This window comes from Enterococcus sp. DIV1059_2, from assembly GCF_051713685.1.
GTDB classification, from domain to species: domain Bacteria; phylum Bacillota; class Bacilli; order Lactobacillales; family Enterococcaceae; genus Enterococcus_D; species Enterococcus_D casseliflavus.
On sequence record NZ_JBIOQK010000001.1, the window covers coordinates 2,901,719 to 2,915,357 of the forward strand.

The 13,639-nt window shown below is 42.5% G+C and carries 14 protein-coding genes and 1 tRNA gene; 6 read left to right on the plus strand and 9 right to left on the minus strand.

Annotated features, from left to right (window positions below; all coding sequences use genetic code 11):
• Positions 1-32: 32 nt before the first annotated feature.
• The 4 genes from IGI72_RS13790 to rpoN all read right to left on the minus strand — a co-directional run bounded on the left by IGI72_RS13790 (position 33) and on the right by rpoN (position 4,965).
• The gene (locus IGI72_RS13790) at positions 33-1,223 is read right to left on the minus strand and encodes a phosphoglycerate kinase (RefSeq protein WP_005234355.1); all 1,191 of its coding nucleotides are present in this window, start codon (positions 1,221-1,223) and stop codon (positions 33-35) included.
• Between the two features lie 99 nt (positions 1,224-1,322).
• Positions 1,323-2,324 (minus strand): type I glyceraldehyde-3-phosphate dehydrogenase, encoded by a 1,002-nt coding sequence (gap, locus tag IGI72_RS13795; protein ID WP_008380858.1) that lies wholly within the window; start codon positions 2,322-2,324, stop codon positions 1,323-1,325.
• Positions 2,325-2,364: 40 nt separating this feature from the next.
• Positions 2,365-3,402 (minus strand): sugar-binding transcriptional regulator, encoded by a 1,038-nt coding sequence (locus IGI72_RS13800; RefSeq protein ID WP_005228675.1) that lies wholly within the window; start codon positions 3,400-3,402, stop codon positions 2,365-2,367.
• Between the two features lie 243 nt (positions 3,403-3,645).
• Positions 3,646-4,965: an RNA polymerase factor sigma-54 gene (gene rpoN, locus IGI72_RS13805; protein WP_176323943.1), complete on the minus strand. Its 1,320-nt coding sequence runs from the start codon at positions 4,963-4,965 to the stop codon at positions 3,646-3,648.
• 51 nt (positions 4,966-5,016) lie between these two features.
• Between rpoN and IGI72_RS13810 the strand changes: the two genes are divergently transcribed.
• Positions 5,017-5,088, plus strand: a tRNA-Arg gene (locus IGI72_RS13810).
• Positions 5,089-5,252: 164 nt separating this feature from the next.
• On the opposite strand, the gene rpoE is transcribed toward IGI72_RS13810, so the two are convergent.
• Positions 5,253-5,861: a DNA-directed RNA polymerase subunit delta gene (gene rpoE, locus IGI72_RS13815; RefSeq protein ID WP_005234347.1), complete on the minus strand. Its 609-nt coding sequence runs from the start codon at positions 5,859-5,861 to the stop codon at positions 5,253-5,255.
• 84 nt (positions 5,862-5,945) lie between these two features.
• Positions 5,946-6,383 (minus strand): DUF1934 domain-containing protein, encoded by a 438-nt coding sequence (locus IGI72_RS13820; protein WP_005228669.1) that lies wholly within the window; start codon positions 6,381-6,383, stop codon positions 5,946-5,948.
• A 223-nt stretch (positions 6,384-6,606) separates the two neighbouring features.
• Here IGI72_RS13820 and IGI72_RS13825 point away from each other — a divergent pair, with 223 nt between their 5' ends.
• The 3 genes from IGI72_RS13825 to yidA are packed head-to-tail and all read left to right on the plus strand — an operon-like array spanning position 6,607 to position 9,610.
• A complete protein-coding gene (locus tag IGI72_RS13825) occupies positions 6,607-7,428 on the plus strand; it encodes a lipoate--protein ligase family protein (RefSeq protein ID WP_413130786.1) in 822 nt (273 codons plus the stop codon).
• Complete coding sequence (locus IGI72_RS13830) at positions 7,412-8,782, plus strand: HD domain-containing protein (protein WP_010749809.1); 1,371 nt, start codon at positions 7,412-7,414, stop codon at positions 8,780-8,782. The genes IGI72_RS13825 and IGI72_RS13830 overlap by 17 nt, the downstream gene beginning before the upstream one ends.
• Before the next feature lie 9 nt (positions 8,783-8,791).
• On the plus strand, positions 8,792-9,610 hold the full coding sequence (gene yidA, locus IGI72_RS13835) for a sugar-phosphatase (RefSeq protein WP_005228663.1): 819 nt from the start codon (positions 8,792-8,794) through the stop codon (positions 9,608-9,610).
• A 45-nt stretch (positions 9,611-9,655) separates the two neighbouring features.
• Here the strand turns inward: yidA and IGI72_RS13840 are convergent, their stop codons facing one another.
• Positions 9,656-10,099 carry an NUDIX hydrolase gene (locus IGI72_RS13840; RefSeq protein WP_005228661.1) on the minus strand — a complete coding sequence of 148 codons (444 nt, stop codon included), beginning with the start codon at positions 10,097-10,099 and terminating at the stop codon, positions 9,656-9,658.
• Positions 10,100-10,246: 147 nt separating this feature from the next.
• On the opposite strand from IGI72_RS13840, the gene gloA reads away from it, so the two are divergent.
• Both gloA and IGI72_RS13850 read left to right on the plus strand, forming a co-directional pair.
• Entirely contained in the window at positions 10,247-10,621 is a 375-nt protein-coding gene (gene gloA / locus IGI72_RS13845) for a lactoylglutathione lyase (protein WP_005228659.1), read from the plus strand.
• A 77-nt stretch (positions 10,622-10,698) separates the two neighbouring features.
• Entirely contained in the window at positions 10,699-11,412 is a 714-nt protein-coding gene (locus IGI72_RS13850) for a gamma-glutamyl-gamma-aminobutyrate hydrolase family protein (protein ID WP_438754595.1), read from the plus strand.
• A gap of 71 nt (positions 11,413-11,483) precedes the next feature.
• Here the strand turns inward: IGI72_RS13850 and IGI72_RS13855 are convergent, their stop codons facing one another.
• A complete protein-coding gene (locus IGI72_RS13855) occupies positions 11,484-12,737 on the minus strand; it encodes an ABC transporter permease (protein ID WP_005228656.1) in 1,254 nt (417 codons plus the stop codon).
• Entirely contained in the window at positions 12,730-13,629 is a 900-nt protein-coding gene (locus IGI72_RS13860; RefSeq protein ID WP_005228654.1) for an ABC transporter ATP-binding protein, read from the minus strand. Before IGI72_RS13860 ends, IGI72_RS13855 begins: the two co-directional genes overlap by 8 nt.
• Between the last annotated feature and the right edge of the window lie 10 nt (positions 13,630-13,639).

Below are 13,639 nucleotides of genomic sequence, written 5' to 3' on the forward strand. Positions count from 1 at the left end.
CAAAGGAGATCCTTTGCACGGCTTGTCATTGATTATTTATCGTTGATCGCCGCTAGGCCAGGAAGTGTTTTTCCTTCTAGCAATTCAAGGCTGGCACCGCCACCTGTTGAGATGTGGGTAAATTTGTCAGCAAAACCTAATTGTTCTGCTGCAGCTGCAGAGTCACCGCCACCGATGATCGTTGTTGCATCTTCAAGGTTGGCAATTGCTTCACAAACACCGATCGTACCGTTTGCGAAGTTAGACATTTCAAACACACCCATAGGTCCGTTCCAAACGACTGTTTTTGCGCCTTTTAATGTTTCAGCAAACAAAGCGATAGTTTCAGGTCCGATATCTAAGCCCATTTGTCCTTCAGGAACATCACCAGTATGTTCTTCTGTTGGGACATCATTTGAAAATTCAGCAGCAGTGATTGAATCAACTGGTAATACTAATTTATCGCCAGCTTTTTCGATCAATTCTTTTGCTAATTCTACTTTGTCTGCTTCCACAAGAGAATTACCGATTTCCATGCCTTTTGCTTTGTAGAACGTATACGTCATTCCGCCGCCGATCAAGATTTTGTCTGCTTTAGGAATCAAGTTTTCGATTACGCCGATTTTGTCAGATACTTTTGCTCCACCAAGAATCGCGATCATTGGACGTTTTGGTTCTTCGACTGCTTCACCGATGAATTTGATTTCTTTTTCCATTAAGAAACCAGCAACTGTTGGGATACCTGTTGAAGCGATCCCTACGTTTGACGCGTGTGCGCGGTGTGCGGTACCAAAGGCATCATTTACAAAAACATCGCCTAAAGAAGCCCAGTATTTACCTAGTTCAGGATCGTTTTTGCTTTCTTTTTTGCCATCGATGTCTTCGAAACGAGTGTTTTCAAAAACAACGACATCGCCATCTTGCATGTTGTTGATCGCTGCTTCTAATTTTTCGCCGCGGGTTTCATCCACGAAAGTTACTTCTTTGCCTAACAATTCGCCTAGACGTTTCGCAACTGGCGCTAAAGATTTTCCAGCTTTATCTGCTTCTTCTTTCACACGACCTAAGTGTGAGAAAAGAATTGCTTTTCCGCCGTTTTCGATCACGTAATTGATTGTTGGTAATGCTGCTTTGATCCGTGTATCGTCTCCGATCACTCCATCTTTCAATGGAACGTTGAAGTCCACACGTACAAGAACTTTTTTATCTTTTAAATCGATATCTTGAACTGTCATTTTCGCCATGAACAGATTCCTCCTAGCATAATTGTTAAAAAAAGCGGAGAAGCGCGATGCTTCCCCGCTTTCTCTTGCGATGGTTTAAATTAAAGTCGTTCGCAACTCTTATAGGTTAGCGAAGTATTCTAAAGTACGTACTAATTGTGCAGTGTATGACATTTCATTGTCGTACCAAGCAACAGTTTTAACTAATTGTTTGTCGCCAACAGTCATAACTTTTGTTTGAGTTGCATCAAATAATGAACCGTAAGTCATACCAACGATATCAGAAGAAACGATTTCGTCTGTGTTGTAACCGTAAGATTCGTTTGAAGCTTCTTTCATTGCTGCATTGATTTCATCAACAGTTACTTCTTTGTCAAGAACAGTAACTAATTCAGTTAATGAACCAGTTGCAACAGGAACACGTTGAGCAGCACCATCTAATTTGCCGTTCAATTCTGGGATTACTAAGCCGATCGCTTTAGCAGCACCAGTTGAGTTAGGCACGATGTTTGCAGCAGCAGCACGGGCACGGCGGAAGTCACCTTTAGGGTGTGGTCCGTCTAGAGTCATTTGGTCACCTGTGTAAGCGTGGATTGTAGTCATTAATCCTTCAATCACACCAAATTTGTCGTTCAATGTTTTCGCCATAGGAGCTAAACAGTTTGTTGTACATGAAGCACCAGAGATAACTGTTTCTTCACCTGTTAAAGTTTCATGGTTTGTGTTGTAAACGATTGTTGGAACATCGTTTCCACCAGGAGCTGAGATAACTACACGTTTTGCACCAGCTGTTAAATGTTTTTCAGCAGCTGCTTTAGAAGTGAAGAATCCAGTACATTCTAACACGATTTCAACACCTAGTTCGCCCCAAGGCAATTCTTCAGGGTTGCGGTTAGCTAAAACTTTGATTTCGTTTCCGTTCACATTGAATGAACCTTCGTGAACTTCAACTGTACCGTTGAAACGTCCTTGTGTTGTATCATATTTTAACAAGTGAGCTAACATTTTAGCATCTGTTAAGTCATTGATAGCCACAACTTCGATTCCTTCTACTTCTTGGATACGACGAAATGCTAAGCGTCCGATACGTCCAAATCCATTAATACCTACTTTAACTGTCATTTAAGATTTCCTCCTTATGAAAATCATAAAAATATTTATTTTAAAGGGTTGCCCCTTTTAAAATCTCATTTGCGCAAGCTTCATCGGTGATGAGCCAGGTTTGTTTTGGTGCATTTTTCATGTATGCATTGACCGCTTTGGCTTTTGATTGTCCGCCAGCGACCGCAAAAATGATTGGGACTTTTTGCAAATCTTTTAATTGAAGTCCGATGCGAGGAACTTTGTAGACGACCTCACCAGCTTCGTTAAAGAAATACCCAAAGGATTCTGCAACTGCATTTTTTTGTTTTAACATCAGAATTTCTTGTTCTGACATTTTTCTTCGAGCCGCCATATGCAACGCCCGTCCAATACTATGAATAACACAATTCGCTTGACTTATCAAGTTTAAGACATCAACGATGGCGGGTTCTTTCAAGAGAAACTCGTAGGTGTTCATGCTTAATTGTTCTGGTACAAACAAGGAGCGATAATCGCCGTTTGTCTGCATCGCCATTACTGAGCTGACTGAGTTTGCTTGCACGTTGACTGATTCTCCGATACCGCCACGGGCTGGAACAAACAAGTTATGACGTTTGGCGGTTTCCAAATTGCCCAATTCCTCGGCAACTTTCGCCATTGTCGTCCCTCCCATCACTGCGATGGTGTTTTTGCCTTCTGGCAATAAGAGATCCAACGATTCATTCAGCAACTGGCCAAATTCAGCAATCACTTTCGGTTGTCGATCACCATCGCCGCTCGCAATCAAACAACGTTCGATGCCAAAGGTCTCTGATAATCGTTTTTCGATTTGGTGCATTCCGAACAGCTGATCCATCAGTGCACCGATCTTCGTGTACACTTCTTCTCCATAGGCGGTCAATTGCATGCCGCTTTTTGAAGAGTCGATCAGTTTTAGCTTTTTAAGGATATCTGTTTCCGTCCTCAACACGCGTTCCGTCATTGATAAACTTTCCGAAAGTGTCCGGCGGCCAACGGGCTGCATCCAATAAATATTTCTTAAGATACGGTAACGTTCCTGGAGTACAGCGAGAATATCCGGGGTGATTGCCTCAATCAATTTTAATTCATCGAGCATTTTATATCCTCCCGTTGGACAATTTTCGTCCTACAATGACTTAAAATGACCCATCGATTGCAAAAAAAATTTAAATTTGTTTCCTACACCAATAATAGTAGCACTTATCGCCTTGATACGCAACTATTTCAGTCACAAAATCTTGCTTTTCATAAAATCGTCATAATTTGAAAAAGAGGAAAGGATCGATAAAAAAAGGAAAGGCTTTGCTGCCTTTCCTACTCGTTAATAGTACGTTTTGCTTTACTCGAATCGTTTCCGCTTGGAAGAACCTGGGATATTCATAGCTTCACGATACTTTGCCACCGTTCGTCTGGAAATATCGATGCCCTGGGCTTTGAGGGCATCTGTCAACTTCTGATCTGACAATGGTTTATTTTTGTTTTCTTCATCGATCAGTGCCTTTAGCTGCTGTTTGATCGATGCCGTCGTCAGGTCATCACCGCTTTCTTGTGTCGAAACTTTCTGTCCAAAAAATAGTTTTAATTCAAACACCCCAAAGGAGGTTTCCAAGTATTTCCCGTTGACCGCTCGGCTGACCGTTGATTCATGAATCCCTAATTCTTCGGCAACTTCTCTTAAAACCAATGGCTTTAATGGGCGATCTGGTTGAGTGAAAAACTCCTTTTGCCGTGCAACGATCTGCACCCCGACACGATAGATGGTATCCCCTCGTTGCAGCAAGGTCTTTTTCAGCCACTCGAACTCTTGGGCTTTATTGTCTAAATAACTTAAGACCTCTGGATCACCGCTTTGCTTCAATTGATCAAAATATTGCTGCTGAAAGCGAACCTCTGGTAAGGCGCGTTTGTTTGATTTCACGATCGGCTGTCCTTTTTCAACCGTCACCCGCAGGTCAGGAACGATGTAAAGCCCATCGGTTGACCCAAACGCAGCCCCTGGTGTGGGGGTCAATGTTTGAACATAATCAAAGACCTTTTGGATCTCAGTTAATGGAATCTGCAGCGCTTTGCTGATTTTGTCCCACTTGCGCTCTGCCATTTCCGTAAAAAATTCTTCTAAAATGAGATAGGCCATTGGCGGCGCATAGTCATCTCTTTCCGTTTGCAGCATCAAACACTCTCTTAGATCACGAGCACCGACGCCTGCTGGATCTAGCTGCTGGATCAAGGTCAAGGCATCGAGCATTTGGATTGGGGTCCCACCAACAAGTTTTCCAGCTTCTTCCAGATCAATCGTCAAAAAGCCGTTTAAATCAATGTACTCGACTAAAAATAAAACGATCGTCCGCAAGAAGGTATCTCGGTAGTTTAAATGCACTTGATCAATGAGGTATTCGAATAAAGACGTATGCTGGTCAGGGATCTGGCTTAAATAATCCATCAATTGTTCTGATGAGCCATTGCTTTTGCTTGGTGTGATGGGCGAATCATATTCCCCCAGATCAATCAATGGATTTTCTAATGCTTGGTTATCTATGAAGGACAATAATTCGTCTGCAGAAAATTGCAACACTTGGATCGATTGCTGTAATTTCTGCGTCATAGCAAGCTTTTGCGTCTGTTTTTGTTGTTGTGAAAATTGCTGTTGAAATTTCATCATTCTACCTCTTGTTTTTTTCACTGAAATTGGTTAAACTAATATTTGTGCTTCGCGCCTTTAGTGTAGTGGATATCACGTAAGATTCCGGTTCTTGAGACGGGGGTTCGATTCCCTCAAGGCGCGTTTTTTCTTTTCGTTACAAGTATACTCGATTCAAATCAATAATTCAAAAGCACTTAGGGACCGCTGATGCGGTTCCTTTTTTATTTGTATCTATGTAAGAAGGCGAACTCGTCCTTCAACGATTAAAAGCTGCTTGCAGCCATAAGGCGAAAAAAAGAAGAGGATTACTCCTCTTCTTCCTCTTCATCCGCAAAATCATCTTCATCATCGTCATCGATAATGGTTAGATCTTCCTCAATGCTGTCAGGTAATTCTTCTTCATCATCGGTGCTATTGTCGGCGCCGATTTCTTGCAAGTCTGAATTGTATGCCGAGATTTCTTCATCCTCGTCATCATCATCATCAAAGAGATCATCTTCTTCGTCATCTGACAAATCAGTATCCTCAGGATCATCATCGTTATAATCGATTGCGTCTTCATCATCGTTGATAAAGGCATTGACTTTTTTACGTTTGCGACGACGTGGTGTATCTTCATCCTCGTCTTCGATGCCATGGTTGACTTCTTCATCGATCGAATCAATGGCGTACCATGAACGTAAGCCCCAACGATTGTCGCCTAAAGAAATAAAACTACCGTCGATATTCAAGTCTGTATAAAACTGCGCCAATGAATCACGAATCTCGCTGTCTGAAGTTTCAAGATAGTTTTGAATTTGGTTGACCAAATCAGAAAAATCCATCACGTCACCGCGCTGCTCTAAAATCGCATGGGCAACTTCAATCATCGACAATTCGTTTTTATTTACACCTTCAAATACATTAATTTCCAAACGGGACACGTCCTTTCACAGTCTACTCCTAATCATACAAAATTACGCCTCAAATTGCAATTTTTTCTTTCAATTTCCCTTTGATCAAGCGGTAAATTCTAAAGATAGTTTGTATTCGCCGACTTTGTCAGCAGCCATGAACAAGTCATAATCGATATCGATCTTTCCCGAGTATGGACGGTCTTTCAAGCTAACGTGCAGGTGATTGGTGAAGGTGTGGAACATCATCAAGCCATACGGGGTTTGGTAGCTCGTCTCTAACCGTTCCTTATAAGAAAATTTCAAACGCATGCGCATTTCCCCTGAGCGAATCAATTGAATCAATCCGTCTGGCATAATTTTCATTGTGACGGGAACGTCGGTACCGTCTGGCTGGATCTCTTTGTAACGGATATATAAGGTATCACCGATCTTGACTGCTTGTCCTTGCAGATCAAACAGAAAGTTCTCTGTTTCCCCTGCTTGACGTACATTGGTTGTTAAATGAATCGAGATTGGGATTCCTTTTGATAATTCTTGCATGTACGTGTGCCTCCTTTGAAGATTTCAGTTTCATTCTTGCTTTTTTTCATTCGTTTGTCAATCATTTCAGTTGATTCTCCTTGGTCTATTTCTTCATTGAAAATAAAAAAGCGAAAACAAAAGCAAGTTTTCATTCTTTTCTCCAAGTAATTTTCCAAGAATCGTATATAATAAGGATAACAGGTATTTTTAAAGGAGTTTAACCGATTTGACTATCTATATAATGGATCAAACCTTACCACGTATCCACAATCCTTATGAGCCGTTTGCTTTTACCGATGTTGCCACCGAAGCTGCTGGCAAACTGGAACAAGTTTATTGTCATTTTTGGCAGTTGTCCGATACGATGATTTTAGGAATGAAAGATACCCGGCTGCCTTTTTTGATAGATGGTCTGCAGGTTTTGAAAGAAGCTGGCTATGCCTCGATCATCCGCAACTCAGGCGGGCTTGGGGTCATCAATGATGCCGGTATTTTGAATGTCTCCCTCATTTTCCCTAAACATTTGGCTGCCACTACGGATGCAGCCTATGAAATGATGGCGACATTGTTGCAAACAGCCTTTCCTGAGCGGACAATTTTGGCTTATGAAATTGCTGACTCGTACTGCCCAGGCACCTATGACCTGAGTATTGACGGAAAAAAAATTGCTGGCACAGCACAACGACGGATCAAAGACGGCGTGGCTGTCATGATGTATCTGAGCATCAATGGCGACCAACCAGCCCGCGGCTCTCTCGTTCGTCGTTTTTACCAAGCAGGTTTAAAAGAGCGCTTTGGTACGGATGGCTATCCAGCCGTCAATCCTGCGAGCATGACCACTTTAGAAGCGGCTCTCGGCCGTAAGTTTACCACACAAGAGGTGATTGACCGCTTGCAAAAAGCCCTGCTTTTCTTGATCACAGACCAATCCCTATATCCGCTTGAGTCACTGGATCAATGGCTTTCAGAAAATGACCTTAGCGAACAAATGCAGCAACGCTTAGCTGGCATGGAAAAGCGAAATCACCCAATAAAGGAGTTTAGCGATGAGCCTACCATATAAATATCAAACCTTAGCGATAGAAAAAGTGTTTCGTGACCCTGTTCACAACTATGTCCATGTGCAGCACCAAGTGATTTTAGACTTGATCAATTCCAAAGAAGTGCAGCGTTTGCGACGAATCAAACAACTAGGGACTGCTTCTTTCACCTTTCACGGAGCAGAACACAGCCGCTTTTCTCACTCCTTGGGGGTTTATGAAATCAGCCGCCGCATTTGCGATATTTTCCAACGCAATTATTCGATTGAAAAAGTTGGACCGAACGGCTGGGATGATAAGGAGCGTTTAGTGACCTTGTGTGCAGCATTGCTTCATGATGTGGGCCATGGTCCATACTCCCACACCTTCGAGCATATTTTCCATACAGACCATGAAGCCATCACAGTGGCGATCATCACTTCTCCTGAAACGGAAGTTCATCAGATATTGAACCGAGTGGAAGCTGGATTTCCTGAGAAAGTGGCAAGTGTCATCACTAAAACCTATCCAAATCCCCAAGTCGTTCAAATGATTTCCAGTCAAATCGATGCTGATCGGATGGACTACTTGCTGCGCGATGCTTATTTTACCGGCACTGAATACGGCACGTTTGATCTGACCAGAATTTTACGAGTGATTCGTCCGTACGAAGGCGGTATTGCTTTTTCTATGAATGGCATGCACGCTGTGGAGGACTACATCGTCAGTCGTTACCAAATGTATGTGCAAGTTTATTTCCATGCGAGTTCTCGAGGGATGGAAGTGATCTTAGCCCACTTGCTGGATCGTGCTGCAGAACTTTATCAAGTGGATCAGGAAATGTTTCAAAGCCATTCGCAACTGCTTCTCCCATTTTTAAAACAAGAATTCACTTTAGATGAATACTTGAAACTCGACGATGGCGTGTTGAATACCTACTTTACTCAATGGACGGAAGAGAATGATCCGATCCTCAGCGATTTAGCCAAGCGGTTCTTAAATCGTAAACCGTTGAAATCCGCTCGCTTTGACGATGAGACGCAGTTGCCGATGATTGAAGAAATGCAGGGATTGGTGGAAAAAGTCGGCTTCAATCCCCGCTACTATACTGCCATCAATTCAAGCTTCGATCTGCCTTATGATTTTTATCGACCAACTTCTGGTAAGCATCGGACACAGATCGAATTACAGGAAAAAGATGGTTCCCTTGTAGAATTATCCCAAGCCAGTCAACTTGTTGCAGCCTTAGCGGGACAAACCCAAGGTGACCAACGCTTTTATTTTCCAAAAGAAATGATTGACCCCAACATCCAAAATCACTATGATTTATTTGGAGAGACGTATCAAGAGTTTGCCAAGCACATTCGCAATGGTGCTTTGATCAAACCAAGCCACTAGGAGGAACTTATGAGTATCAAACTGATCGCCATCGATATCGATGGCACCCTGCTGAACAACGACCGCAAGATCACTCCAGCAGTTTACAAAGCATTAAAAGACGCAGAAGCACAAGGCGTGCGCATCGTTTTGTGTACGGGACGCCCCTTAACTGGTGTCCAAGATTTATTGAAGGAACTAGACTTATTTACGGACAATGATTTCGTGATTACCTACAATGGCTCTTTGGTTCAAAAAACCAAAAATCAAGAGATCATCTCTGAATTCGGCTTGTCCCAAGATGACTATCTCTTTGTTGAGATGACTGCGAGAAAATTAGGGGTTCACCTTCATGTAGAAACTGAGGATACCATGTATACCGCTAACCGCGATATCAGTCCTTACACGATTTATGAAGCCTTCTTAGTCAACATGCCATTGAAATATCGGACACCAGAAGAAATGACTGCTGACTTGAATATCATCAAAATGATGATGATCGATGATCCCGCAATACTGGATCAGATCATCCCACAATTGCCGAGTAGTTTGACCGACAACTACAATGTGGTTAAAAGTGCTCCATACTTCTTGGAAGTCCTAAATAAACAAGCCCATAAAGGAGCTGCTGTCAAAAAATTGGCGGAGCACTTAGGCATCAAACAAGAAGAAGTCATGGCGATCGGCGATAATGAAAATGATTTAACCATGGTGGAATATGCTGGTATCGGTGTGGCGATGGCCAATGCTACTGAAAACGTGAAAAATGCCGCAGATGTCCTAACCGCTTCAAATGAAGAAGACGGTGTAGCAGAAGTGATCAACAAGTATGTTTTAACAAATAACTAAGTGCAAAAAAAGTCAGGTTTCCTTTTTATCGGAAACCTGACTTTTTTATTTTGCCAACCACTGTTCAACTGCCCATTTATGGCTGCCGCGTTTCAATCGTTGGATCGCTTCTTCTGGCGTGTGCCAAGACAATTGATTGGTTTCTTCTGTCGGTTCGCAAACTTTTTTCCACTGTGTCATTAAATAGAAATAGCCCGGGTGATGGTAAAATGTATCGCGATGGCGCGAATAGAAGTATTCAACTGCCTCCCCTAGATACTCAGCAATCTCCCCTTCAAATCCAAGTTCTTCAATCAATTCTCGTTGGATCGCTTCTTCTTTGCTCTCATTTGGCTCAATTTCACCACCGGGCAAAAAGTATGCGCCGTTGGGTGCTTGCACCAAGATCACTTCATTTTTTTCGTTTGGAAGAACGACATACGCCCCATATCTTGATTTGTATGGTTTCCCCGCTTCTTTTTCCCCGAACACAATTTCCTTTTCTGGCATGATTCCCTCCACCAACACTTTCTTTCCATTTTACCCTATGCCAATAGTCTGGACAAGCTGGAAATAACGCTCGGTTGTCTTTTATTCGTTACAAAAAGAGAAAATATGTTATCATACAACTATCAAGATCGAAAGGATGATTTACCTATGAAAATGGCTCACACATGTGTCCGCGTCAAAGACTTAACGGCTTCTCTAGATTTTTATCAAACTGCCTTTGGTTTTGAAGAATCTCGCCGTCGTGATTTTCCTGAACATAAATTTACTTTGGTTTACTTAACTTTGCCTGGTGATGATTACGAGCTAGAGTTGACCTATAACTATGACCATCCTGGCTATGAGTTAGGCGACGGCTATGGCCATATCGCCATCAGTACCGATGATCTAGAAGCGCTTCATGAGAAGCACCAAGCGGCTGGATTTGATGTCACTGATCTGAAAGGACTCCCAGGAACTTCTCCTTCTTACTATTTTGTGAAAGATCCTGATGGCTACAAAATCGAAGTTATTCGCGAAAAATAAAGCGAAGGTGATCGAAAAAAGGACCTCGTGTCCTTTTTTCTTTTTCGATCCATTTACTAGTAGAAAGGTTTGATCAAATGAAGCCTATTATCGGCATCGCTGCTAATGAACGACCAATGATTGAAGAAGCAGAACATTGGTTGTCCTATACACCCAAAAATTTTGTGACCCATATCCAACAAGCCCAAGGCATCCCCCTATTATTACCAATGGGTGTCGTGGAAGATGCTGCGACTTACATCAGCAAAATCGATAAACTCTTGTTAGCCGGTGGTCATGATGTCTCCCCTGTTCACTATGACGAAGACCCTCATCCCTTGATTCAAGGCATTCATCCTGATCGTGATGTCTTTGAATTGGCATTGATCAAAGAAGCAGTGGCTCAAAACAAACCGATCTTTGGAATCTGCCGCGGCATGCAGTTACTCAATGTCGCATTTGGCGGGAGTTTGTACCAAGATCTCTCTTTGATCGATCACCCAACGATCAAACACGTGCAATTGCCGACGTTCTTCCAATTCCCTACACATCGGGTAAAAATCAAGGCAGACAGTCGTTTGGCTGCTCTTTTAGGCACAACCTATCACGTCAATTCTTTTCATCACCAAGCAGTCAAAACCGTTGCGGATGATTTCAACGTGATTGCCACCGCTCCTGATGGTGTCGTTGAAGCCATTGAATCCACCGCCTATGGCGCACCGATCTTAGGCATTCAGTGGCATCCTGAGCTAGCCGCTCACAAGCTGCCTTCTGAGCAGTCGATCTTCAACTTTTTTGTGCAGGAATTCTAAAGGCTTGCATCTTGTTTCTAGATTTTAGCGAATAAAAAACGCCCGATCACGAAAAGGATCGGGCGTTTTGCTTATTTTTCGTTTTTCATTAACACTAATGATTGTTTCAACGTTGCCAAGATACCATTGTCGTTATAGATCAAGACATTTGATTTGTACATTTTTGCAGAAACCAGCATCAGGACGATCGTGGTAACAGCAAGGATCCCTACTGAAATCAATGCACCGCCGATACCCACTGTATCATTAGCAAGCCGTACTGGCATAATGAAGGAAGATAAAAATGGTACATAGGAAGTTACTCGCAAGACCACGTTATGAGGATCCATACCGCCTAGCACGATTCCAAGCATATACCCGCCTAATGAAAGATACGTTACTGGAATGATGGCTTTCGCCGTATCTTCTGCTTTGTTCACTAACGACCCGCAAAGGGCTGACAAGACCGAGTAGATCAAAATTCCTAAGAAGACGAAAACGATCGCAAACACCAGGAAGGGACCAAAAATGCCATCTGTCGAAAAGTTTGCCAACAAGTCTTTTACCATTGGGTTATCCTTGATCCAGAAATAGCTCCCGCCAAAAATCGCAACATAAGCAACTAGCTGGGTCGCTGCAACCATGATTACACCCGTCAATTTGGCATAGTAATGGATTTGCGCCCGTGTACTAGACAAAATGACTTCCATGATGCGTGTGCCTTTTTCAGAAGCGATCTCTTGTGCAATGATCTGTGCGTAAGTAATGATAAAGAAAAAGAGGATGATTGTTGCGATCATACTTACTAGTGATTGCATCGCGGTATTGTCTTCCCCATAAGTCATTTCGCCATCTTCACCGAAGGAAACTTTTTGACGATCAAGCGGTGCGACTTCACTAAGGACTGCCACTTGCTCAGCAGTCAAGCCAAGCTCACTAGCTCTATAGGAAGACTGCAACCCCGTCAATAACTGTTGGATCGTCAGCTCTAATGCTTGCCCCATTGAGGACTCGCTTAATAATTCCCCTTGCAGCGTATCCCCTGAAGCAGTAATAAGTAACAAAGCATCAGCATCTTTGTCTGCCATCTGTTGCTGCCCTTGTTCTTCGCTGTCAACAATTTCAAATTCAAAATCATCGCCGCTTTGGTCCACAAAGGTCTGCGCAATGGCTGGTTCATTCGCATAAACGGCAATTTTGTCGACACTGTTCATACCATCAGCAAAATAACCAATGAGATAAAATGCCCCCGTTGCAATAAATGGCACGAGAATCATAATCAAAAACGAAATTGATTTGATATTTTTTTTATAAACATCTAATGCGATTACCCAAAACTTACTCATTTATTTTTCCCGCCTTCCGCTTAAAGATTTCTTCTAACGTTGGCGGTTGTTGATTGAACATAGGGATATAACCATCCGCCGTTGCTAAATCAAATAAGGTTTTTCCTACTGCAGGATCAGCGATCGTAATATCATAGCTGCCATCTTCTCTGGCAAGAACTTCCTCGACACCTGCCACTGCCAAGAGCTGTTCTTTCGTCAAGTTGGATTCTAAATAGACTTTCGTCCGCCCAAAGGATTCACGGATTTCATGAACTTTTCCGTTTAAGACGGTTTGACCATCCCGCAGCATAATCAAGTGATCGCAGATTTTTTCCACATTATCCATATTATGACTGGAGAAAATGACACATGAGCCATTTTTTTTCAGTTCAATGATCCCATTTTTCAACAGTTCTGCATTGACGGGGTCTAACCCACTAAACGGCTCATCTAAAATCACCAATTTTGGTTCATGGATCAACGTTGAGATCAGCTGAACTTTTTGCTGATTTCCTTTTGATAGCGATTTGACTTTATCGGTTTTCTTGCCTTTGACTTTAAATTTGTCCATCCAATAGTCGATTTTTGGTACGATGTCTTCTTTCTTCTTGCCTCGTAACCGCGCGAAATAGATCAATTGATCTTCAATCGTTACTTTTGGAAACAAGCCGCGTTCTTCTGGCAGATAGCCGATAATATTGTATTCTTTTTCACTAATTTTATGGCCATCCCATAATACTTCCCCTTGATCAGCTTTCAAGAAATCCAAGATCAATCGGAATGTCGTCGTTTTACCAGCACCATTTTGACCAATCAAGCCCATGATCTGTCCATCATTGATGGTAAAGGACAATTGATCGACTGCTGTATAATCGCCAAATGTTTTTACTAATTGTTTTGCTTCTAACACATGCTCACCT